This is a genomic window from Bradyrhizobium betae (assembly GCF_050632175.1).
Classification (GTDB): Bacteria; Pseudomonadota; Alphaproteobacteria; order Rhizobiales; family Xanthobacteraceae; genus Bradyrhizobium; species Bradyrhizobium betae_B.
In genome coordinates this window covers 1,022,603-1,045,596 of the sequence record NZ_CP192576.1, presented here as the reverse complement: position 1 = coordinate 1,045,596, position 22,994 = coordinate 1,022,603, and the positions used below count along the sequence as shown (strand labels likewise).

At 65.5% G+C, this 22,994-nt stretch carries 14 protein-coding genes and 2 pseudogenes; 7 read left to right on the top strand and 9 right to left on the bottom strand.

The genetic code is table 11. The features are described from left to right. Positions 1-42: 42 nt before the first annotated feature. A pseudogene (locus tag ACQ86E_RS05285) lies at positions 43-2,887 on the bottom strand (ATP-binding protein). Positions 2,888-3,216: 329 nt separating this feature from the next. Here ACQ86E_RS05285 and ACQ86E_RS05280 point away from each other — a divergent pair. The 6 genes from ACQ86E_RS05280 (at position 3,217) to msrA (ending at position 8,448) form a co-directional block, all read left to right on the top strand. Further along, positions 3,217-3,885 carry a sensor histidine kinase gene (locus ACQ86E_RS05280; RefSeq protein ID WP_431204507.1) on the top strand — a complete coding sequence of 223 codons (669 nt, stop codon included), beginning with the start codon at positions 3,217-3,219 and terminating at the stop codon, positions 3,883-3,885. Between the two features lie 99 nt (positions 3,886-3,984). After that, complete coding sequence (locus ACQ86E_RS05275) at positions 3,985-4,686, top strand: VOC family protein (protein WP_431204506.1); 702 nt, start codon at positions 3,985-3,987, stop codon at positions 4,684-4,686. A 256-nt stretch (positions 4,687-4,942) separates the two neighbouring features. Beyond that, a complete protein-coding gene (locus tag ACQ86E_RS05270; protein WP_431204505.1) occupies positions 4,943-6,256 on the top strand; it encodes an epoxide hydrolase family protein in 1,314 nt (437 codons plus the stop codon). Positions 6,257-6,317: 61 nt separating this feature from the next. Next, entirely contained in the window at positions 6,318-7,166 is an 849-nt protein-coding gene (locus ACQ86E_RS05265; protein ID WP_431204504.1) for an enoyl-CoA hydratase/isomerase family protein, read from the top strand. 204 nt (positions 7,167-7,370) lie between these two features. Further along, positions 7,371-7,793, top strand: a complete 423-nt coding sequence (locus tag ACQ86E_RS05260) for an OsmC family protein (RefSeq protein WP_431204503.1) — start codon at positions 7,371-7,373, stop codon at positions 7,791-7,793. A 139-nt stretch (positions 7,794-7,932) separates the two neighbouring features. After that, the gene (msrA, locus tag ACQ86E_RS05255; RefSeq protein WP_431204502.1) at positions 7,933-8,448 is read left to right on the top strand and encodes a peptide-methionine (S)-S-oxide reductase MsrA; all 516 of its coding nucleotides are present in this window, start codon (positions 7,933-7,935) and stop codon (positions 8,446-8,448) included. Between the two features lie 770 nt (positions 8,449-9,218). Here msrA and ACQ86E_RS05250 read toward each other — a convergent pair. Further along, complete coding sequence (locus tag ACQ86E_RS05250; RefSeq protein ID WP_431204501.1) at positions 9,219-12,056, bottom strand: ATP-binding protein; 2,838 nt, start codon at positions 12,054-12,056, stop codon at positions 9,219-9,221. Between the two features lie 212 nt (positions 12,057-12,268). On the opposite strand from ACQ86E_RS05250, the gene ACQ86E_RS05245 reads away from it, so the two are divergent. Next, the gene (locus tag ACQ86E_RS05245) at positions 12,269-13,258 is read left to right on the top strand and encodes a Bug family tripartite tricarboxylate transporter substrate binding protein (RefSeq protein ID WP_431206405.1); all 990 of its coding nucleotides are present in this window, start codon (positions 12,269-12,271) and stop codon (positions 13,256-13,258) included. A 3-nt stretch (positions 13,259-13,261) separates the two neighbouring features. Here ACQ86E_RS05245 and ACQ86E_RS05240 read toward each other — a convergent pair whose 3' ends face one another. The 7 genes and pseudogenes from ACQ86E_RS05240 to ACQ86E_RS05210 form a co-directional block, all read right to left on the bottom strand. Continuing rightward, on the bottom strand, positions 13,262-14,401 hold the full coding sequence (locus ACQ86E_RS05240) for an MFS transporter (RefSeq protein ID WP_431204500.1): 1,140 nt from the start codon (positions 14,399-14,401) through the stop codon (positions 13,262-13,264). A gap of 58 nt (positions 14,402-14,459) precedes the next feature. Then, complete coding sequence (locus tag ACQ86E_RS05235) at positions 14,460-15,788, bottom strand: ATP-binding protein (RefSeq protein WP_431204499.1); 1,329 nt, start codon at positions 15,786-15,788, stop codon at positions 14,460-14,462. Continuing rightward, on the bottom strand, positions 15,785-16,498 hold the full coding sequence (locus ACQ86E_RS05230) for a response regulator (RefSeq protein WP_431204498.1): 714 nt from the start codon (positions 16,496-16,498) through the stop codon (positions 15,785-15,787). Before ACQ86E_RS05230 ends, ACQ86E_RS05235 begins: the two co-directional genes overlap by 4 nt. 90 nt (positions 16,499-16,588) lie before the next feature. Next, positions 16,589-18,550, bottom strand: a complete 1,962-nt coding sequence (locus ACQ86E_RS05225; RefSeq protein ID WP_431206404.1) for a MacB family efflux pump subunit — start codon at positions 18,548-18,550, stop codon at positions 16,589-16,591. A 93-nt stretch (positions 18,551-18,643) separates the two neighbouring features. After that, a pseudogene (locus ACQ86E_RS05220) lies at positions 18,644-19,735 on the bottom strand (efflux RND transporter periplasmic adaptor subunit); the annotation flags it as partial. A gap of 65 nt (positions 19,736-19,800) precedes the next feature. After that, positions 19,801-21,345: an efflux transporter outer membrane subunit gene (locus ACQ86E_RS05215; RefSeq protein WP_431204497.1), complete on the bottom strand. Its 1,545-nt coding sequence runs from the start codon at positions 21,343-21,345 to the stop codon at positions 19,801-19,803. A 1,093-nt stretch (positions 21,346-22,438) separates the two neighbouring features. Further along, positions 22,439-22,807: a hypothetical protein gene (locus ACQ86E_RS05210; RefSeq protein ID WP_431204496.1), complete on the bottom strand. Its 369-nt coding sequence runs from the start codon at positions 22,805-22,807 to the stop codon at positions 22,439-22,441. Between the last annotated feature and the right edge of the window lie 187 nt (positions 22,808-22,994).

The following is a 22,994-nucleotide window of genomic DNA, read 5'->3' as shown; positions in this document are numbered from 1 at the left end:
CTTGCGAGCGGGGATTCTGGCGGTATCCCGTTGAAGATACTGTCAATTCAGCGCGCCAAGCAGCTCTTTGGCGGCGACCAGATCGCGGGTCTGGAGGCCCTCCTGGTATCGCGCGACGAGCGGGGCGAGCAGGGCGCGTGCGTCGCCGGCTTTTCCGGCCTCGCGCCAGACCCGGCCGAGGCTGATGGCGCCACGCAATTCCCAGCCGAGCGCGCACTGCCGGCGTGACAGATCGAGCGCTGTCCGCAAGCAGCTCTCGGCCGCCGCCGCGTTGCCCGACCGGGCCAGGATGTCGCCCCTGACCCTGAGCATCTCCGGCATGTCGAAGGATTCGCCGTGATCGGGAACCTCCGCGATGGCCTCGTCGATCGTGCGCAAGGCCTCATCGGGCTGGTTCTGCGCCGCGAGACCCTCCGCGAGCGCGGTCGCGAACACCGTCGTCATGATCCGGTGCCGCGTTGCGTACAGCGTTGCCTGACTGCGGCGAAGGTGCTCGATTCCGCCGGCGATATCGCCACGACGAAGCAGCAGCTCGCCTTTCTGGCCGAGGCCGACGGCGTGGTAGGGGCCGAGGAAGTGCCGCGCCGAATGATCGATCAACCGCTCGATCAGGATTTCCGCGTTGGCCCAATCGCCGACCCACAGGAACACGTAGATCGTCCAGATCAGGGAGATGCCGAGGGTGAGGGGCTGTTCGAGCAGTTCGGCCTCGCGCACCGTGTATCTGGCCGCCTCGACCGCACGATCGGGCCGGCCGGTGAGCCAGAGCCCGCGCGCCAGCGCCACCAGCGCGACGATGCGGTCGTCATAACCGAGATGGCCGATATTGAGCCGCTGCGAGCCGGGATTGTGCACCATCGCGCTCTCGCAGAACTGCACGGCCTTGTCCTGGTTGCCGATCAGATGATGCGCGACGCCCAGCATCCATTCGACGTTCAGCGCGGCGGCGGGGTCGTTCAGCTTGCGCGCGACACTCTCGCCCTGCGTACCGGTCCCCAGCGCCCCGTGAAAGTCGCCGACCCTGGTCAGGTAGATGTGCAATCCGCGCAGCAGCCAGAGCTGCCAGTGCAGATCCTCGAGCTCCTGCGCGAGCTGGAGGCTGCGCGTGAACGCAGCACGGACCGCTTCGGTATTGCCCTGCGTGAACATCACGGAGACGCCGAGCGCGGCCTGCAGCGTCATCTCCTGACGGCTGTCGATGGCGTTCGTATCGAGGGACGTCAATGCCTGCTGGGTCCAGCGATAGCATTCCGTCAGCAATGTCAGCTCGAGGAAGAACTGCGCCGCCGAAGCTGCCAGGTCGACGCCGATCGACCGGTCGCCGCCGTCCGAAAAGCTCCAGGTCAGTGCGGCCCGGACATTGGGCAGGTGGTCGGCATAGGGAAGGAAGCCGCCCGCGGTCTGCATGCCCGAGAATTTCAGCGCAATGTCGCGAAGGACGTCGCGGAAGTAGTCGGCGTGCGCCCGCGCCACGCGGGGCACTTCTCCGTGTTCGACGAGCTTGTTGCCGGCGAAGGCGCGCGTGGTGTCGAGCAGGCGGTAGCGCAGCCGCCGCTCCGCTGGCGAGGTCGCGATCAGGGATTTGGAGAGCAGGTTCGAGATTGCCTCGACCGCCTCGGGCTCGCTGATGCCCTGGCTGGACGCAACGGCAAGTGACGCCTCCAGCGTGAACGGCCCGACGAACACCGACAATCCGCGCAGTGTTGCGCTTTCCGCGGGCGGCAGCAGATCGTAGCTCCAGGCGAGCGCCGCGCTCAGGGTCTGGTGCCGCGGGATCGCTGTTCGCCGCCCGCGCCACAGCAGCGAGAACCGGCTGTCAAGCAGCGAGGCGGTCCCGGCAATGCCGTAGGCGTCCACGCGTCCGGCCGCGAGCTCGATCGCGAGCGCGATCCCGTCCAGGCGCCGGCAGATCTCGGCGACGAGCGGCGCGTCCTCTTCGCTCAGCTCGAATTCGCCCAAACTCTCGGCAATGCGTTCCACGAAGAGCTGGCTTGCGGGATAGGCAAGGATATCGGCAATGCTGAGCCCGTCGCCCTGCGGCGGACAATCCAGCGGAAACAGCCGGTGGACGCGCTCACCCTCGGTGCGAAAGGACTCGCGGCTGGTGGCGAGAATATGCAGCTCCGGCGCCTCCTGGACGATGCGTTCGGCCAATGGCGCGAGCTCGTCGAGGATGTGTTCGCAACTGTCGAAGACGAGCAACGTTCGCCGGCTGCGCAGCACTCGTCAGCAGGCCTGGCATCGGGTCGTCTGAATTGACGGTCAGCCCGAGCGTGGTCGCGATGGTGCCGGGAATCAGCCTTGTATCCGTCAGGGCGCCGAAGTCGACGAAATTCACGTGGCCGTCGAAGGCCTGGAGCTCGCCATGCGCGACGGCGAGGGCGACCGAGGTCTTGCCGATGCCGCCGGGGCCGACGATCGTGACGAAGCGATGCTGGGCCAGCTCGGCGCAAATCCTGGCAACCGCATCGTCCCGTCCGATCATCTTCGCGAGCGGCGAAGGGAGTGAATGCGGGGCCGGGACAAGCGGGCTCGTCCGTCTCTCTGCGGATTCCGCCCGAAGCAACGGGGCCGCCAGGCAATAGCCGCGCCCGGGGACGTTGACGACGTAGCGGGAGCCTTCGCCGGCATCCCCCAAGGCCTTGCGCAGTGTCGTGATGTGGAACCGCAGGCTGCCTTCGTCGACGGTTACGTCGGCCCAGACGCGTTTGATCAACTCCCGCTTGTCGATGACCTCGCCGGCGCGCTCGGCAAGGAAAATAAGGATATCGAGCGCGCGGCCGCCGAGGTGAAGCGGAGCGCCGTCCTTCTCGAGCAGGCGCGACTTTGGCAGCAGCCGGAATGGCCCGAAGGAAATGGCCGAATCCTGATCGTGAGTGTCCGGCACGCGCCAATGATTCCAGGTGGAAGGGCTAGTGTCTGTCGATTGATCTACCAGAACGAGGTCGGGAGTAAACTGTCCGAAAGTGGCGAAATCGCGCGGCAACCGGCCGACCGCCACGGCAATAACCGTGATAAATTTTGCTTAAACGCGAGCGGCTTACGGAGCAGGTGAGACAATTTGTCAGCTTGGCTGACCGTCGAGATCGCGGTCACGCCGCCAAGTTGCGCTGCAGCCGATCATAACAGAATCTTGCAACGTCTAACGAGCAAAACACGCGCGGTGGATCCACTATAGCCTCAGACTTAGGTCCTACGTTCAACGGGGAGGCTAATATGTCCGCCATCGGCTCCAGGCCCAACGACGACGTCGTGCGATCCCAGTATCTCGCCAGTCTCGATGAACAGTCGCGTGATTGGGAACTCGTGTTGCGGGAATCCCACCATCGGATGAAAAACACGCTGACGCTGCTGGGCGCGTCAGTCCGCCGCGACTTCACCCGGGCCGGCGCCAGAGACGTGTCGGTCGCGGTAGATCGCTTCGAGCGGCGCCTGGTCGCCTTCGGCAGGCTCTATCAGCTTTTGTCCGATAGCGACGATGTGTCCGCCGTGGATGTCCGGGCCTTCTTCGAAAACCTGTGCGCAGCGCTCTCGGAGGCGGTGCTGGAGCCGGCGGGCATCCGCTGCGAAGCTGCGATCGAAAGCGGCGCGCTGTCGGCGTCGCAATGTCACCGGCTCGCGCTCATGCTGACCGAGCTGGTCACCAATGCGGCAAAGCACGCCTTCCCGACCAGGAAAGGTGCGCTGATCCGCATCGAGGTCGCCAATCATGACGACGCCTGGTTCTGCACGGTGGCCGACAACGGGATCGGCGCGACCGGTCCGCTTCAGGGCACTGGCAGCCGCATCCTCGAGGGGCTCGCCCGCAGCATCCATGCACGGTTGCAAGGCGAAACCGGGCAGGGCGGCACGCGGGTGACCATCGTGATGCCGGCCGCCGCTTGAAGACATGTATGCCCGCAACCGCTCACGCGCCATCACTTCTCATCAAGAGCAACAGTCGGCGGTCTGCGCGAGACCGCGCTTCACGTCAGGGAGTTCGACATGGCCACACCAGACATCGACCGGAACAGCGCGGCCAAATCCTCGAATGAGCCTTCGACATCACGTAGGGTCGACCTGAAACTCGAAGTGGTCGTGATCCCGGTGTCGGATGTCGATCGCGCCAAGGCGTTTTACACACGCCTCGGCTGGCGATTGGATGCCGATTTTGCCTCCGGCGGCGAATGGCGCGTGATCCAGTTCACGCCGCCGGGCTCGGCCTGCTCGGTGATCTTCGGCAGGAACGTCACGGCGGCGGCGCCGGGTTCGGCGCGCGGGCTTTACCTGATCGTCTCCGATCTGGAGGCTGCGCGACAGGATCTGCGCGACCGCGGCATTGAGGTCAGCGGCCCCTTCCACGGGGGCGGTGACGTTCACGCCGGGCCGGACGAGCCCTATCTGTCCGGCAGCCTTCGGGTCAGCGGAGTCGATCCGAACCGCGGCAGCTATGGTTCGTTTGCCTCGTTCAGCGATCCCGACGGCAACGGCTGGCTGCTCCAGGAGATCACCGCGCGACTACCCGGACGCATCGAGGGCGGCAGCACGACATTCGCGTCAACGACCGATCTGGCCGCGGCTGTGCGCCGCGCGGCGGCCGCTCATGGCGAACATGAGACACGGACGGGCGGACACGACGAGAACTGGGCGGACTGGTACGCCGACTACATCGTCCGCGAGCAGGCCGGGCAGCCGCTGCCTTCCTGAGTAGCCCACCAAAAGAACACATCTCATGATGCGGCGCGCGATGGTTCAATACCTCGCGCGCCGCCTCGCTTTTGTAGCGCGCGCATCGTCATCATCACGCGCCACCTTGCATCGCGCAGACTCGCAACGGCTAACGCGGCCTAACAATGCATAACGAGCAAATGTTCGGTGCCTGCGTCAATCTCTGTGCATGAGGAAACGGCGCGTTGATTTCGAAATCGGTCGGCGTCGCCGATCAAAGCCAGGGAGATCCAGCATGACCACGCAAGCACGTACCGACGTTCTGAACCCCGACCGTCGTCAACTGTTGAGCCAGGCCGCGATGACCGCGGTTGCCGCCAGCGTCGCGAGCCTGCTGCCGCTTCATCGGGCAGAGGCCGCAGCCAGCGGCGTGATCCGGCCGTTCCATGTCAGTGTGCCCGAGGAAGATCTACTCGATCTGCGCCGCCGCCTCGCGGCAACGCGCTGGCCGGATCGCGAGATCGTCGCCGACCAGTCGCAGGGCATTCGGTTGAAGACGGTGCAGCAGCTCGTGCGCTACTGGCAGAACGACTATGACTGGCGCAAGATGGAAGCGCGGCTCAACGCGCTGCCGCAATTCGTCACCGAGATCGACGGCGTCGACATCCACTTCATTCACGTCCGTTCCAGGCACGAGAATGCGCTGCCAATGATCGTCACGCATGGCTGGCCGGGCTCGATCATCGAGCAGATGAAGATCATTGGCCCGCTTACCGATCCGACCGCGCATGGCGCGAAGGCGGCGGACGCCTTCGATCTCGTGATCCCCTCGCTCCCCGGTCACGGTTTTTCCGGCAAGCCAACAGCGCTCGGCTGGGATCCGCAGCGCATCGCGCGCGCCTGGATCGTGCTGATGAAGCGCCTCGGCTATAGCCGCTATGTCGCACAGGGCGGCGATTGGGGCAATGCCGTCACCGAGCAGATGGCGGTGATCGCGCCGCCGGAATTGCTCGGCATTCACACCAACATGCCCGCCACCGTCCCCGATGATATCGCCAGGGCGCTCCAGCCCGGCGGATCGCGGCCGGCGAATCTCTCGGTCGAAGAGCGGATTGCCTACGATCAGCTCGATGATTTCTACAAGCACGGCCTTGGCTATGCGATCGAGATGTCGAACCGGCCGCAGACGCTCTACGGCTTGGTCGACTCGCCCGCGGGCCTGGCGTCCTGGATGCTCGATCACGATGCGCGCAGCGCCGCCATGATTGCCCGAGCGTTCGACGGCAAGACCGAAGGCCTGACGCGGGACGATGTGATCGACAACATCACGCTTTATTGGCTCACCAACACAGCGGTGTCGTCGGCACGGCTCTACTGGGAGAACAAGCTGGTGTTCTTCGAACCCAAACACATCAAGATTCCGGTCGCCGTCAGTGTCTTCCCGGACGAGATCTATGCCGCGCCACGCAGCTGGGCCGAGAGGGCCTATCCGAAGCTGATGCACTACAACCGCCTCGACAAGGGCGGCCACTTCGCGGCCTGGGAGCAGCCCGCGCTGTTCACCGCGGAAATGCGCACCGCATTCCGCCCACTGCGGCAGTCGATCTGAAACCCGCATGGATATGCGGTGCCGCGCGTCCCTTCATTTCCCCCAACATCAGGAGCCAATCATGAATCGCCCCGAACGCGCCTTCACGACCGACGAGATTCGCCTGGAACGCTTGCTGCCGACATACTGGCGTGTCACCTTTGACATGCCGCCGGTCAACATCTTTGGTCCGAGGCAGCTTCCCCTCCTCAATGACGTCATCACCGCGATCGAGAGCGATCCGCAGGTGAAGGTCGTCGTGTTCGACAGCGCGGTCGAAGGCTTCTTCATCACCCATTACGACTTCCTCGCGCCGCTGGAGGACTCGCTGAGCATTCCACCGGGACCGACCGGCCTGCAGGCGCTGCCTGACATGCTGGTGCGCCTCAGCCGAGCGCCTGTCGTCTCCATCGCCTCGATTCGGGGCCGCGCAACCGGTGTCGGCAGCGAGCTTGCCCTTGCGAGCGACATGCGATTTGCCAGCCGTGAGAAGGCGATCCTGTCGCAATGGGAGGTCGGTGCGGGCCTTGTGCCCGGCGGCGGCCCGATGGCGCGGTTGCCGCGCTTGATGGGTCGCGGTCGGGCGCTCGAAGTGCTGCTCGGCGCCGACGACATCCACGGCGATCTCGCCGAGCGCTACGGCTATGTGAACCGGTCGATGCCGGATGCCGAGCTCGACGGTTTCGTCGAGGCGCTCGCGATGCGCATCGCCTCGTTCGACAAGGAGGCCATCGCCGAGACCAAGCGTCTTGTCGACGTCGCCAGCCTGCCGCCGGATGACGAGATCAAGCCGGAGTGGGACGCGTTCCTGGCCGCGCTCGGCCGCCCCGCGAGCGAGAGCCGCATCAAGGCGCTGATGGCGCGCGGCTTCCACCGCGCTGGCGACGTCGAGAACCGGCTGGGCTTCCACGTCGGACAGATTGGGTCCTAAAGCGTTTTCGAGCGAAGTGGATGCCGGTTCGCGTGAAGAAAGCCCGTCAAAACAAGAATCAAGTCCTGTTCCGATTTCATCGGAACGGGACTTGACGGAACCGCTGCGGCGTTCGGCCGGTTGGAACAGTGTCAGCCGGTCGTGCCAATGTCGTTTTCCCGCGGTACCGAGCGCCGGTGCTGAGATCAAACAAGGAGTATTGAGATGATCCGCAAGGCAACAGCAGTCTGGAAGGGCACCGGTCGCGATGGCACCGGCCATTTGTCGAGTGAATCCGGTGTGCTCGCCGGGACGCCCTATTCGTTCAAGACCCGTTTCGAGAACGAGAAGGGGACCAATCCCGAGGAATTGATCGCAGCGGCTCACGCCGGTTGCTTCACAATGGCACTGGCGTTCGGCCTTCAGATGGCTGGTTTCACGCCGGACGAGTTGTCGACGGAAGCCGCTGTCACGCTCGAGCCCGAAGGCAAGGGCTTCAAGATCAGCAAATCCGCGCTGACCCTGCGTGCCAAGGTGCCGAACCTCGACGATGCCGGTTTCGCCAAGCTCGCCGGCGAAGCCGAGAAGAACTGTCCGGTGTCGAAGGTGCTCAACGCCGCGATCACGCTGGACGCCAAGCTGGGCTGATGGAGCAATCGATCTCTGTCCATCCGGCTCCCGGGTCGGGTGGACATGTCTGTATGCCGCCGGCTTTCAGACAGGCCGCCGAGACCCTATATTGCGGAAGATCTAAAAGCGGACAGTGCCAGCAAGCGGGAGAGGACAGATGACGACAGAGCGTGCAGTTTTGGCGGGAGGCTGTTTCTGGGGCATGCAGGATCTCATTCGTCGGCAGTCCGGCGTGATCTCCACCCGCGCCGGTTACACCGGCGGGCACGTGAAGAACGCCACCTATCGCAATCACGAAGGCCATGCCGAGGCGATCGAGATCGTCTTTGATCCCGCGAAGACGAGCTTCCGGACCATGCTGGAGTTCTTCTTCCAGATTCATGATCCGACCACGCTCAACCGCCAGGGCAATGATCTCGGCACGAGCTACCGCTCGGCGATCTTCTATACCAGCGACGAGCAGAAGCGGATCGCGAAAGACACCATCGCCGACGTCGAGGCATCCGGCCTGTGGCCGGGTAAGGTCGTGACTGAAGTCGCGCCCGCAGGAGAGTTCTGGGAAGCCGAGCCCGAGCATCAGGATTATCTCGAGCGTTATCCCGACGGCTACACCTGTCACTTCATCCGGCCCGACTGGAAGCTGCCGCGCCGCGCGGCGGTGGCGGGAGGGTAGAGCGGGATTGTGATGCGAACCCGGGCTCACCTCTCCCCGCCGGGGAGAGGTGAGCCACGACAACCGGCCGGCCCTGACTCTATCACTCTCCGGGGCGTGGACTCACAAAGGCGCAAACGTCGGCTTTGAGCGTTGTTGGAGTAAGAGCGGACCCAAGCACGTGCTGGGCTCGACCGCCGCTTGTGACCTGAAGCGGACCAAGTGATCGATTCAATCTACGCAGAATTTTGATCGGTCGTTTTCATCGATGATAGTAATTTTGCGCCCGCCTTCGAATAGGAAGACAACTTTGCCCCCGGCGGCAGTGATTTCCATCTGATACCCTTCGAGACGAAGGCCAACTACGCCAGAAATGGCACCCACATCTACGTGAGGCGATTCCCACCCCTCGCTCGCAACGTTCCACGGGTTAGGTCGCCCCTCCGATTGCCGCCAGATGATTACGCCGCAGTCGAGGACAAGTTTGTGCCAAGCGCCCGCGAAACAGACGTGAACGACATTGGCGTTTGCTATGAGCGCTCCGTTTTGAGCAAACCCCTCACAGACGAATGCGTCACACCGGAGCCCCGCCAACGCAGGTGGTTGTCCAATAATATCCAAGCGACTAGGGGCCCTTTGCTCATCTAGGACGCTTCGTATATCAAGACGAGCCGACAATGTCGCCTTTTTGGCCCTTCTCGGACCTCGTGCGATGTCCTCTTCTGCGCCGCTGTTGGAACATAAGCGGAAATCGTTTTGAGGACATGCCCCCTGATTGCTTCGAAACGCGGTCAGTTCCGCAGTCGCGCCATCAACTCCCGGGCGGTGCGCATGTCGGCGATGTCGGCGCCTTCCGGGAACGACCCGGAGACATTCTCCAGAACCGCCAGAGCTTCCGCATTCTGGCCGGCACCGCTCATCAGACGCGCGAGGCTGGTGGCACAGCGCAGCTCCCAGAAGCGTGCGCCCTGTTGTGAAGCAATGGCCATGGCTTCGCGAAAATGCGCTTCGGCCTCGCCTGCATGCCGCGCGCCGCTCAGCATCAACTCGCCCTTGATGCGGATCAGCTCGGGCAGATACCACAGCTCCTGCCGGTCGTTGCAGCGGGTCAGCACGTCCTCGATCACGTCGAGGCCACGGTCGACCTGGTTGGCCTCTCCGGAGCATGCGGCAAGCTCGCCGAGCAGGGGAAGGAAGCGCGGCAGGAAGCGCGCATCGCCGGCGCGATTGAGCTCTTCGCGCAGCAGCGGCACGCCCGTCTCGATATCGCCGCGCCTGGCCATGACCGCGGCGTTGAAGGCCCGCGCCCACAGACCCCAGAGACGGATCGCGTGGCGCTCGGTGTGTTCGAGCAGCTCGGCGCCGTGGCGCTCCGCGGCCTCGAAATCGCCGGCCCAGAACGCGATGGGGCAGGCGGCCTGTCCGAGCACGCTGCTGAACGTCAGCGCGTGGCCGTTGGCGCGGCCTTCCTCGATGTTTCTGGCGGCGAGCGCCTGGGCCTGGTCGGCCTGGCCTTGCAGCCACAGGATGCGGGCGCGGAAGTATTGGGTCGATATCCTGAGGTCGAGCGGGAAGATCTTCGGCTTCTCCGCCAGTAAGTGCAGCGAGGCATTCACTCTGTCGATGCGCAGCCGGGCTTCGGTCTGGTCCCCGAGGAAGTGAAGCGCCACGGCCATCAGCCGGTCGCTCAACATGACGTCGGTGCTATCAGGCGAGTTCGCGGCGACACTGGCAAAGCGATCGGCCAGAGCTCGCGCCTTGCCGAACTGTCCGTTGTTGAACTGGTCGATCGACAGGCCCCAGAGCGCGCGCAGGCGAAAGTCCTTGTCGTCGAGCTTGTCCGCCAGTTCGAATGTCGTCTCGAGGATCGGGCGCGCCTCACGGGCGCGGCCCTCGCCATACATCAGCGACCAGCCGAGTGCCGCCAGAAGCTGCATGCGGGTCCGGTCGTCGCTGGTGTCACGGAGCGCGGCGAGCGCCGTCCGGGTGCGCTCACGGCATTCGGCGAACAAGGAGAGGCGGACCCACAACGTGACCGCGGCAACCGTCAGCCTGATTCCAAGCGCCGTGTCGCCGTCGGGCGCGAAGGCCCAGTCCAGCGCCGCGCGAACATTGTCGAGCTCTGCGCCATAGATGCCGAGCCATTCGGGCAGCGGCGTCGAGGTGTCGGCGTCGGCGCGCTCGAAGAACTCCCGAAAATGCTCCGCATGGCGCCGCGCGACCTGCCTGGTTTCGCCGCGTTCGTTGAGCTTTGCGTGTGCGTAGGTGCGCGTGGTATCGAGCAGGCGATAGCGCAGCGTCCGCGAACCTGACGGTGCGATGAGCGATTTGGCGACCAGGCTGTCGATCCCATCGAGCGTTTCCGCTGCGCTGAGCCCGTCGCCGGCCGCGATCGTGGCAGCCGCTTCCGGTGCGAAGGGGCCGGCGAACACCGAAAGGCGCCGCAGGGTGGTACTCTCGGCGGGAGACAGCAGATCATAGCTCCAGTCGAGCGCTGCGGCGAGCGTCTGGTGACGCGGCACGGCGGTGCGTCGCCCTCGCCATTGCAGCGAGAAACGGCTGTCGAGCAGCGAGGCCGTGCCGGCGATGCCGTAGGCGTTGACGCGGCCTGCCGCAAGCTCGATCGCGAGCGCAATGCCGTCGAGGCGCCGGCAGATGCTGGCGACCAGCGGCGCTTCTTCCGCGCTGAGCTGGAACGGACCCGAGCTCTGTGCGATGCGCTCGACGAAGAGCTGAGCCGCGGGATAGGCGAGCACCTCGGCGACATCCAGGCCCTCGCGCTCGGGCGGACAGTCCAGCGGGAACAGCCGGAAGATGCGCTCGCCCTCGCTTCGGAACGACTCGCGGCTGGTCGCGAGCACGCGAAGCTGCGGCGCTTCGCGGACGATGCGCTCGACCAGCGGCGCCAGCGCGTCCAGCACGTGCTCGCAACCGTCGAAGATCACCAGGGTCGGGCCGCTCTTCAGAAATGTCAGCAGGGCCGGTGTCGGATCCTCCGCGCTGATGGTCAGTCCGAGCGCGGAGGCGATGGTGGTGGCGATATGGCTGGCATCCCTGAGCGGACCGAAGTCGACGAAGAAGACGCGCCCGCCGAAATCCTGGGAACGGCGATGCCCGACGGTGACGACGACGGCGGTCTTGCCGATGCCGCCCGGACCGACCACGGTGATGAAGCGATGCAGCGACAGCCCGTTCGAGATCTTTTCGACGATCTCCTCCCGCCCGACCATCTTCGAGAGCTGTGCGGGAAGGGAGCGGGGCGGCAGGATGTCGACGGTCGGCTGCGCGGCGGCCGCGACCGGCTGAGCCAACGAGGCGACAAAGCAATAGCCGCGTCCGGGCACGTTGACGACGTAGCGGGCCGATTTGCCGGTATCGCCCAGCACCTTGCGCAAAGCTGCGACATGAAAGCGCAGGCTGCCCTCGTCGACATTGACGTCGGCCCAGATGCGCTTGACCAGCTCGCGCTTGTCGACGACTTCGCCAGGACGTTCGGCGAGGAAGATGAGAATGTCGAGCGCGCGGCCGCCGACATGGAGCGGCGAGCCCTCCTTCTCCAAGAGCCGGGACTTCGGAAACAGTCGAAATGGCCCAAAGGAAATGGCCGGGTCTTCGTGATGGTCTGGCACGCGCCATTGCCCCCGCAACGGGAGTCCAAAGGTATTACTTTCTGGTCTATCAGAACGAGGCGTACAGTAAACCGGCGGAAAGCAGTGGGCAGGGCTGACAGCCCTGCGCGCATGGCTTGGGTCGGTCGATCCGCCGAAATAATGCTTGAAACGGAATGGGTTAGCCTCGCGTGACCGCCTCGACAGTGACCACCGGCTTCCGGAGCTCGATGATGCCTTCTCTCTCGCGCCGGCAGGTCGTCCATGCCTTATCGGGCGCAGCGGCGCTGGCAGGACTGTCGCGTGGCGCACATAGTGCGGATTATCCGTCCCGCCCCATTCGCCTGGTGCATCCGTACGGGGCCGGCGGCGCGGGGGACCAGATCGGGCGTCCCTGGGTGGACAAGATGTCATCGCTGCTCGGGCCGACCTTCGTCGACTATATCGGCGGTGCCGGCGGCGCGATCGGGACGGCTGCGGTCGCACGCGAGGCGCCCGACGGCTACTCGCTGCTGCTCGGCAACGGCTCCACGCAGGTCATCATTCCCCTGACCACGGCAAATCCCGGCTATTCCGTCGACGATTTCCGCGCCATCTACCGCTTGATCAGCACTGCGTTGGTTTTCGCCGTGCATCCGTCGCTGCCGGTCACAAACCTGCGCGAGTTGATCGCCTACGCCAGGGCCAATCCGGGGAAGCTCTCCTATGGGACGCCCGGCATCGCCACCGGAAACCATCTGGTCGGCGAATCCTTCAAGCAGCAGGCCGGCGCGCTGGATATCGTCCACGTGCCTTATCGGGGGATGTCGCAGGCGGCCAACGACCTCGTCAGCGGACAGATCTCGCTCATCATCGGCGTGATGTCGGTTCAATTGAAGGAGCTCGGCGAGGCCGGGAAGATCAGGCTGCTGGCGGTCACCACCGAGAATCGGCTCTCCGGTGCGCCGGAGATTCCGACCGCCGTCGAATCCGGCATGCCGGATCTTCGCTACGAGGGATGGTTCGGCATCTTCGCACCCAGGCGCACCGACGATGCGATCATCGACCGGATCGCGCAGGCGACGCGGCTGGCCATGTCCGATCCGTCGCTTCTGGCGAGCTACCGCGCCCAGGGCCTTGAGCCCGACAGCGATTCAAGCCCGGACAAATTCCAGCGCATCGTCGAGGCGACGACGGCGAGCCTGGCCCCGGTGATCAAATCGATCGGGCTGAGCAAATTGTGAGTCTCAGGCGCGCTGGCGCGTGACGATGCGGGCTGACAGCGTGACGAGACCCATCAGCGCAGCCAGCATCCAGAATGCCATCGGCAGTCCGCCGAGACGTGCGACGAAGCCGACACCGGCAGGACCGACCAGTATGCCGGCGTAGCCCGCAGTGGTGATCGCCGCGACGGCGAGTCCCGTCGGCATCACCGTTTGCCTCGCGGCCCGGCGGAACAGCACCGGCACGAGGTTCGAGGCGCCGAGCCCGATCAGCAGGAAGCCCGCGACGGCGACCGCGGCTACGGGCGCCATGAGCAGCACGATAAAACCGGCGATCGCAATCAGGCTGCCCCAGAACAACGTCGTGCGATCCCCGATGCGCGCGACGACGGCGTCGCCGCCGAGCCGCCCCACCGTCATCGCGATCGAGAACACGATGTAGCCGATCCCGCCCTGCGTCTCGGAGACGAGGCCCGCGCCGATCACGAGCAACGCGCCCCAGTCGAGCATCGCGCCTTCGACGAGGAAGGTGATGGCGCCCAGCAGCGCCAGCAGCAGCACCGAGCCGTGCGGCAGCACGAACAGCGGCCCGTCCTGGACCTGCACCGAGGAAAGCAGGCGTGGCCAGCTGATCAGCATCGCGATCAGCATCAGGAGCGAGCAGGCCAGCGTGCTGGCGAGCGCGCCTGTTTGCAGCGACAGCAGTGCGGTCATCAGCGCCGATCCGGCGAAGCCGCCGATGCTGAACAGGGCATGGAAACCGGACATCAGCGGACGTCCCGCGTCACGCTCCACCTCGACCGCATGGATGTTCATGGCGACGTCGATCGAGCCGAGCGCCGCGCCGAAGGCGAACAGCGCGAGCGCCAGCGTGGCCGGCGTGCTCGCGACAGCCAGCAGCGGCAGCACCAGCGCCAGACCGAGCCCGCCCGCGATGATGATCGGCTTGCTGCCGTAGCGCGCGCTCATCACGCCGGTCATGAGCATCGCGACGACCGAGCCGATGCCGAGGCTGAGCAGCAGCAGCCCAAGCATGCCGTCGTCCACGCCGAGCCGCGTCTTCGCGAACGGCACCAGCGGCGCCCAGCACGCGATGCCGAAGCCGGCGACGAGGAAGGCGAGCCGCGTCGCAAGGCGCGTCGCCGGCCGGTCGGCGGAATGCATGGGAACTCCGGAGGAAGCAGGGGCGGGGCGTTCGATGAGCCCTGCGATTGCCGCGACTTTATGTCCGGGGCGTATGTGGGCCGGCGCTGGTCGCGGCGAGCTGCAAGCGGACGCGCAGGCCTTTTGGCGCGTTGTCGAGCAGCACCAGCGTTCCGTCATGCGCGGTCACGATCGCCTGCGCGATCGACAGACCAAGGCCAAATCCCGCCGTCTCGTCCATGGTGCGTGCCTCTTCTCCCCGCACGAACGGCTCCAGCATTGCCGCCTTCCTGTCATCGGGAATGCCAGGTCCGTCGTCGGAAACGTCGATGACGAGCTGATCCCCCGATATCAACAGTGCGACATCGACCCGGGTTCCGAACCGCGTTGCGTTCTGGACCAGGTTCGTTACCGCGCGGATGATCTCGTCGGGCCGCAGCACGAAGGCGGCCCGGTCGGGGCCGGTATAGGTCACGGCATATCCCGAATCCGAGAACTGCTCGCAGACCATCTGCAGCAGCGCGGCGACGTCCACCAGTGTCGGCTTGGCCGGGCTCTCGTTGCGCAGCAGCGACAGCACCGATTCCAGCATCGACTGCATCTGGTCGAGGTCGCGCACGGTCTGCATGCGCTGCGCCGGATCCTCGATATATTCGGAGCGCAGCCGCAGCCGCGTGATCGGGGTGCGCAGGTCGTGGCTGATGGCCGCGAGCATGCGCGTCCTGTCGTTCATCAGCGTGGTGATGCGTTCGCGCATCCGGTTGAGCGCCCGCGCCGCGGACCTGATCTCCTCGGGGCCGTTTTCGGGCAGCGGCGCGGACGACCGGTTCAGGCTGAAGTTTTCCGCCGCCCGCGCGAAGCCCGACAAGGGCGAGGAGAGCGCACGGCCGGCCCAGATGCCGAGCAGCGTCATGCTCGCCACCAGGAACAGCAGCGTCGAGGTCCAGAGGCCGCTGACGAAGGCCGGCATCTTCGGCGAGCCGATGGTGGCTTCGAGCACGTCGTCGTTGCCGAGGTAGTACCAGACGCGATTGTCCTCGGGCGCGGATCCGCGGATGAGATCGATCTTGCCGCCGGGCGGCGTCGGGATGTTCAGAGGCGTCCGCTCCGGCAGCGGCACGCTGGAGCTGGAGACGTTGTCCTGTAATTGCAGCTTCAGTTCCGGATAGGTGCGGCTGATGCTGTCCAGGACGGCGGCACGCTCCGCCTTCGGCGTATTGGCGATGATCCGCGTGATCAATTCGAACTGCTCCAGCGGTCTGTCCGCCAGCAGTTGCGGCCGGTTGAGCAGGAAGTACCCGGCGATCAGCACATGGATCAGGATTAGTGAGACCAGGATCAGAGCCGCGATCTGGCCGCTGATCCGCCTCAAGCTGAACAGTGCGACGATGTCGCGGGCGCGGCTCATGCTTCCTTCACCACCGGCGTGAAGATGTAGCCGCCGGTACGGACAGTCCGGATCACGGATGAGCCTTCGGCCCGGTCGAGCTTGCGGCGCAGACGGCTCACCAGCACGTCGATGCTGCGGCCAAAGCCGCCGCCCGGACGGCCGCGCGTCATGTTCAGAAGGCTGTCGCGCGTGAGTATGCGGCCGGCCCGCTCGCAGAAAGCTTGCAGCAGGTCGAACTCGGCGCTGGTCAGCGGCACCTGCGCGCCTTCAGGGTCGCGCAATTCCCGCATCCGGAGATCGACGATCCAGCCCTGGAACGTCAGGCGCGTTGCAGCAGATCCGGCCACGAGCCCGCTCGATTGCCGGCGCAGCACGGCGTTGATTCTGGCGAGAAGTTCGCGCGGGTTGAACGGCTTTGGCAGATAGTCGTCGGCGCCCATCTCGAGGCCGAGGATGCGGTCGAGGTCCTCGCCCTTCGCGGTGAGGATGATGATCGGCGTCGATGAACCCGCGCGCAGCCGCCGGCACAGGCTGAGGCCGTCCTCGCCGGGCAGCATCAGGTCGAGCACGATCAGGTCGACCCGGTTCTGCGACAGATAGCGGTCCATCTCCTTGCCGTTGGTGACCGCCCCAACCGAAAGCGAGTGCTCGCGCAGATAGCGCGCGATGAGGTCGCGGGTCTGCTGGTCGTCTTCGACGATCAGAACGGTCTGTGTGGTCTGCGTCATGACTGAAATCGCATCGAGGGTGCCGGTCGTTGATCCATTTGCGGGCGATTGTCTCGTCCGAAGAACTACGGTCATGGTGCAATCCTACGGTCAGTCACGGCTCAAGGCCACTACGGGGTCGAGGAAGGCGGCGCGGCGGGCGGGGAAAAAGCCGAAGGCGACCCCGATCCCGGTTGAGGTCAGGAACGCCGCGCCGATCGAGAACATGGAGTAGCTGACCTGGAAGCCGGGCACAGCGATGTTGATGGCGACGCCGAGCAGGATCGCGATCAGGATGCCGGCGATGCCGCCGATCGACGAGATCAGCGTTGCCTCCACCAGGAACTGCTGGAGGATGTCGCTGCGCCGGGCGCCGACCGCCATGCGGACGCCGATCTCGCCGATCCGCTCGGACACGGACACCAGCATGATGTTCATCACGCCGATGCCGCCGACGACCAGCGAGATGACGGCGATCGCCGCCACGAGGAAGGCAAGCGTCTGCGTGGTGCTGGTAATGGTCCGGCGGATATCGTCGGTGTTGAGGATGACGAAGTCCCTGGTGTTGTGCCGCTGTGTCAGCAGCGTGGTCACCGCGTCCTGCGCCAGATTGGTCGAGACCTCGTCGTTGATCCGCAGCAGCACGCTGCGCAGCGCGCGGTCGCCGGTGAACTGGGCCTGCACGGTGGTGTAGGGCAGGTAGACCGAGAGGTTCTGGTTCGAGCCGAATCCGCCCTGCTGCTGCGCGATCACGCCGACGATGCGGCAGGGCACCTTGCCGAGCCAGATCACGCGGCCGATGCCGGAGTTCTGGTCGTCGGAAAAGAAGGTCTTGCGGGTGTTGTCGTCGATGACGGCCTGCCGTTCGATGTTGCGGACTGCGTCGGCATCGAACAGGCGGCCCTTCGCGAGCTTGGCGCCCTTGACCTGGAAATAGCTCTCGCCGACGCCGTTCACCAGCACGTTGGACTCGTTGCCGCGATAGCGGACCGTCGTGCTGGTCGAGACCGTCGGCGTGACGCCGGCGATGAAGGTCTGCCGGTCGAGCGCGCGGGCATCGTCGACCACCAGTGTCTTGATCTTGCCGGCGCGGGCATCGCCGAAATCCTTGCCGGGAAACACCTCGATGGTATTGGTGCCGAGGCTGGAGATATCGGAGAGCACCTTGCGCTGGGAGGCGTTGCCGAGCGCGACGACGGACGACACCGCGGCGATGCCGATGATGATGCCGAGCATGGTCAGGAACGCACGCAACCGGTGCGCGGCCATTGCGGCCAACGCCATACGCGATGCCTCCCTCAGGCGTCCCATCGCGCTGAACCAGCCGGCACCGCTATTCCGTGCGGATCGGGAGACCTTGGCGGCCGGTTCTGCCGCGGCGGCAGTTTCAGTGCGGCGATCGGAGGCGATTTTGCCGTCCCGCAATTCGATAATGCGCTCGGCCCGTGCGGCGACATCGGCATCATGAGTGACGATGATGATCGTGCGTCCCTCGCGATGCAGCTCCTTCAGGATCTTCAGGACTTCCTCGCCGCTGCGCCGATCGAGGGCGCCGGTCGGTTCATCCGCCAAGATAACTTCGGCGCCGTTGATCAGGGCTCGCGCGATCGAGACACGCTGCTGCTGGCCGCCGGAGAGCTGGTTCGGCCGGTGACCGCTTCGGGTTGCCACGCCAAGTCGTTCGAGCAGTTCGTTCGCGCGCGTTCGGCGCTCGCGCGCATTGATGCCGGCATAGACGGCGGGAATCTCGACATTGGCGGCGGCGGAAAGGTCTCCGAGCAGATGATAGCGCTGGAAGATGAAGCCGAAATGCTCGCGGCGGAGCGCCGCCAGCGCATCGGCGTCGAGCTCCGATACGTTCTTGCCGGCGACGCGATAGGTGCCGGATGTCGGGCGGTCGAGACAGCCGAGGATGTTGAGTAGCGTCGATTTGCCAGATCCCGACGAGCCGATGATCGCGACCATCTCGCCGGGCTGGATGCTCAGCGAGGCGTCGTCGAGCGCAACCACGCGTGTGTCGCCGGCCGCGAACTCCCGCCGGACATTCTCGAGCGCGATGATCGGATCGGCCAGCTGAGGGATCATGTCAGGGACCTCCCCTCCGGGCGAACCGCCGCCCGGCGTGCCGCGCGATGCGGTCTGCTCGCTCGCCTCTCCGGTGACGACGCGCTCGCCCTCGTCGAGGCCGGACTTGATCTCGACGGTGGTGCGATCGTTGAGGCCGGTCTTGACCTCACGCTCGGCGACGTCGCCGGACGCAGTGAGGGTACGCACCGTGCTGCGTCCGTCCGATTTGCGCATCACGGCCAGCGCCGGGATGACCTTCACGCGCTTGGCCTCGCCGGTGATGATGTGCACCTCGGCGGTCATGTAGGTCCGCAGCGCATAGTCCTTGTTGGGGACGTTGAAGACGCCGATGTAGTAGATCGCGGTGCTGGTCGAGCTCGACGAACTCGAGCTCGAACTGGAGGATGACGTCGTGGTCGAGGAGAAGCTGGCGTCGGTCTTGATCGATTCGGGCGCAGGCTCGATCTGCGCCAGCCGGGCTTCGTAGCGATGATCCTGGTCGCCGAGGATGGTGAAGTAGAGCGACTGCCCCGGTTTGACCTTGACGATGTCGGTCTCGGAAATTTCCGCCCGCACCGTCATCGTCTCGAGCTGGCCGAGCACGACGATGGTCGGGGCGGACTGCACCGCGTTGACCGTCTGTCCCTCCTGCGCCACGGTCGCAAGCACCGTGCCGTCGATCGGAGCGGTAATGCGGGTGTATTCGAGGTTCACCCGCGCGGTCTCGACGCTGGCCTCTGCGCCCACGATCAGGGCGTCCAGCGCTGCGATCTGGGCGCGGGTCTGGCGCACGGTCGAGTCCGCGCTGTCGAAATCGCTGCGCGAGGTCGCGCGCTGCGCCAGGGTCGCCTGCTGGCGTCCAAGATTCGCCTCGGCCAGCACCAGCGCGGCCTCCTTCTCGGTCTTCTGTGCGCGATAGTTCTTGAGCGAAGCCTCCGAGCTGCGCAGATCGTTCTGCTTGGTGATGGGGTCGATCTGGGCGATGACATCGCCGGCCTTGACGGTGTCGCCGACGCGCACGTTGAGCGCGGTGATCCGGCCCGAGACCTGCGCACCGACGGCAGTCAGCCGCGCCGGCTTGAGCGTGCCGCTGGCGAGCACTTCCTCGCGCAGATCGCTGACCGTGACAGGCGCCGTGATGTAGGATTGCGCCTTGCTCGACGTCCCCGTGAAACGCGTGGCCGCGGCCACGCCGATCACGACCACCGCGATGATTGCAGCGCCGATCTTCGCGCGCTTGACGGTGATGATCCCGGTCACTTCAGCGCCTCCCGCCCATGCGGTCCCGTATTGGTGTCCACGATAACAGGCGTCGAGACGTCGACCGGGTCGACCCAGCCGCCGCCGAGCGCCTTTGCCAGTGCGATGTAGTCCTTGGCCGTCGAAACCTTGCTCTGGATCAGCGAATCCTCTGCCGAATAGAGCGAGCGTTCGGCGTCCAGCACGTCGATGAAGCTGGCGCTGCCGGTCTCGAACAGCGATCGCGACAGCTTTGCCGCCTCGCGGTAGTTCTTCGCCGCCTCCGTCAGCTTGGTCGCGCGCACCCGCTCCTGCGACAACGACACCAGGGCGTTCTCGACGTCCTCGAACGCGGTGAGCAGGGTCGAGTGGAACGTCGCGAACGCCTGGTCGCGCTGTGCCTCCGCGATCCTGACCGTCGCAAGGCGCTTGCCGGCGTCGAACACGGGCACGGTGACCGAGGGGCCGACCGACCAGCTCACGCTGGAATATTTGGCGAGGTCGCCGGCGCGTAGCGCCGAGGTGCCGACCGATCCGGTCAACGATACCGCCGGATAGCGATCGGCCTCGGCCGCGCCGATCTTGGCGGTCGCCTGGGCCAGCTTGCGTTCGGCGCTGGCGACATCAGGACGGCTCAACAGGAGATCGGCAGGCAGTCCCGTCGGCAGCGGCATGCGCGGAGCCGGCACGGGCGCGGACCGCGCCATCAATGAGGCGACGCCGTCGGGCGGCCGGCCGAGCAGGATGCCGAGTCGATGAATGTCGGCGGCGAGCGCGGCCCGATAGGTTGGAACATTCGCCTCGGTGCTGGCGGCTTGTGCCGTCGCCTTGGCGAGATCGACGGCGTTGCCGCTGCCGGCGTCGTATTTGCTGCGGGTCAGCTTTTCGGTGTCGCGCTGCGAGACCGACGTCCGCTGCGCCAGCGCGATCCGGGCCTGATAGCCGCGCGCGTCCACGTAATAGGCCGCGACGTCGCCGATCAGCGTGACCAGGCTGTCGCGTAAGTCCTCCTCGGCCGATTGCGCGCCGCGGACCGCTGCCTCGATGTTCCGCTGCGTGCCGCCGAACAGGTCGAGCTCCCAGCTGGAATCGAAACTTCCCTGGTGCAGCGTGTAGGGCGCGCTGTCGGCGACGGCCGAGGCAGAGCCCGAGCTGGTCTTGTTGTCGGTCACTGATGCGGTGCCGCTGACGGAGGGGAACAGGCCCGCGCTGGTCTGCTGGACCGTTGCTCGCGCCTCACGCACGGCCGCCTTGGCTTTGGCGACATCGGGGTTGGCCTCGACGGCCTGTTCGATCAGCCGGTTGAGCAGGGGATCGCGCAGGCGCAGCCACCAGCGATCAAGCGTGCCGGTCTGTCGCCGGGACGCCGATTTGGCGTTCCAGTGCGCAGGCATATCGAGCCTGGGCGGCCCGGCGTAATCCGGACCAACCGCGCAGCCGGCCAGCATGCCGCCCAGCATCAGCGCGAGGCAGGCTGCTCCGGCGCGCAACTGCGTGGGCGTCGGATGATGAGTCTCCTTTGCGGATGGCACGGGGATTACGACGAGCAGGTGTGACGGCATCAAATCGGCTGAAATCCATTGGCCTGGCCCCGGGAGGGGCGCCCTTGGCCCACGGAGGGGCAGACGAGGCAGGAACCACTAGCCGGGTGATCGTGGCCTTTCGGCAGCCCGAATGTTGCTGGATGTAAACAGATGTTGCGGAGCTTCTCGACGCCGGCGGCAAGCCGTCTGCTGGACGGGACATCGGTCCTGTTTCGCGGCCCTGTCAACCCATCCCTGCAAAAATATTCCACTTTACCGAAATTCGGATTTGTCGTATGTATTTGCCCATCCCGGCTCATCCTTGAGGGGCGATCGTACGTCGTCACGAGTTGCGAGCCGGGCCTGCGGTGGACGCGGCAGCGTCGTGCGCGAGAGGTGCGGGCAGGGCAGGTAGTCCCTGTGAGCCCGAGGCTTCGTGCGGACGAGCGGCGCTGAAGCGTACGGCAAAACCGTGTGGTCCTGGCCGTCGTTGCTACGGTCAAGCCCTTTGCGGAGATGTGCGCGAGCCCAACCGGGCGGACAGCATCGTCAATTCGCGGGGCGAGGGAGGCCAGAAGGAAAGTTCGGCTCCCGGGAGAGCACGGCATAAGCCGTCCAACCATCGCGCAGGGAAGGCCGAGTGATCGGCGACACCTGTATGCTGCTGTGCGGTTTTCTCTGCGTGTGCTTTTCGCGCAGTGGACCGCGGGTGCCCGCCGGCACCCGGTCTTCCCTGCGCCCTCTTGGATTGGAGAGGGCCGCAAGATGAAGCAAAACTCGGGCGAAACGCGCCGCGAGAATGAAAAGGCGTGTCTGCAACCACACACTCACTGTCATCGTCCGGCCAGTGCGCTATTGCGCACCAGGACCGGACGATCCAGTACTCCGAGACAGTTGTGGTTTAACCGAGCGGCCGCGGCGTACTGGATTCTCCGCCGGAGCCTGTCATCGGGCTCGCCGAAGGCGAGGCCCGGTGGCGGGGAACGACAGCGGTAATTGGAGAGCGAGCTGTCGCCTCATACTCCGTCATTGCGAGCGCAGCGAAGCAATCCAGAGTCTTTCCGCGGAGGGATTCTGGATTGCTTCGATGCGCTCGCGCAATGACGAGGAGTGCGCGCGCCAGAAGGCCTGCTCACCACGAGATCGGAATCCTCTGTGCAAATCCGCCGAGATCCGAGTCGGGGTAGAGCGGCTGGCGGTCCAGCGGCCGGTTGTTGTTGCCACGCGCGAACGAGGTGCCGGGTGGGAAGGCGTAATCGGTGAACTTGCGTTCGCCGGGCAGCACCTCGGTGCCGCCATCCAGCCACGACCGCTTGCTCACATAGAGGCGGGTGCGCGGACCCGATTGGTAGGTCCGGTTGGGACCGCGCGGGCCGTAGTCGTAGACGGCATTCCGCGTCGTCTGCGGCCGATCGCGCTTGCCTGTGGTTGCGGCATGCGCGGCGAAGGTCGAGGCGAGGAAGGCCAGCAATACCGTTCTGGTCAATAGGATCGTGCTCATCGCGAATACCCCATGCGAGTTCCTGATGTGGTGGCCTCTCGCACCGGCCCTCGCGCCTGTAAACAATCCGCGCGTTGCGCGATGTTGCTGTGTGCGGGGTCGGAAGGAGCGAGTGCGATGGCTGCAATACCGGGGCACTCGACGCTGACCGTTCGCACGGCCGGTCCGGCCGTCCCGCCCACGCGGC

What these genes read in the sequence shown, in the direction of transcription:
- ACQ86E_RS05270 (WP_431204505.1), top strand. Translation starts at nt 4,943, where the DNA reads ATGACCACGCAAGCACGTACCGACGTTCTGAACCCCGACCGTCGTCAA.
- ACQ86E_RS05275 (WP_431204506.1), top strand. Translation starts at nt 3,985, where the DNA reads ATGGCCACACCAGACATCGACCGGAACAGCGCGGCCAAATCCTCGAAT.
- ACQ86E_RS05260 (WP_431204503.1), top strand. Translation starts at nt 7,371, where the DNA reads ATGATCCGCAAGGCAACAGCAGTCTGGAAGGGCACCGGTCGCGATGGC.
- ACQ86E_RS05245 (WP_431206405.1), top strand. Translation starts at nt 12,269, where the DNA reads ATGCCTTCTCTCTCGCGCCGGCAGGTCGTCCATGCCTTATCGGGCGCA.
- ACQ86E_RS05235 (WP_431204499.1), bottom strand. Translation starts at nt 15,788, where the DNA reads ATGAGCCGCGCCCGCGACATCGTCGCACTGTTCAGCTTGAGGCGGATC.
- msrA (WP_431204502.1), top strand. Translation starts at nt 7,933, where the DNA reads ATGACGACAGAGCGTGCAGTTTTGGCGGGAGGCTGTTTCTGGGGCATG.
- ACQ86E_RS05230 (WP_431204498.1), bottom strand. Translation starts at nt 16,498, where the DNA reads ATGACGCAGACCACACAGACCGTTCTGATCGTCGAAGACGACCAGCAG.
- ACQ86E_RS05265 (WP_431204504.1), top strand. Translation starts at nt 6,318, where the DNA reads ATGAATCGCCCCGAACGCGCCTTCACGACCGACGAGATTCGCCTGGAA.
- ACQ86E_RS05240 (WP_431204500.1), bottom strand. Translation starts at nt 14,401, where the DNA reads ATGCATTCCGCCGACCGGCCGGCGACGCGCCTTGCGACGCGGCTCGCC.
- ACQ86E_RS05215 (WP_431204497.1), bottom strand. Translation starts at nt 21,345, where the DNA reads ATGCCGTCACACCTGCTCGTCGTAATCCCCGTGCCATCCGCAAAGGAG.
- ACQ86E_RS05210 (WP_431204496.1), bottom strand. Translation starts at nt 22,807, where the DNA reads ATGAGCACGATCCTATTGACCAGAACGGTATTGCTGGCCTTCCTCGCC.
- ACQ86E_RS05280 (WP_431204507.1), top strand. Translation starts at nt 3,217, where the DNA reads ATGTCCGCCATCGGCTCCAGGCCCAACGACGACGTCGTGCGATCCCAG.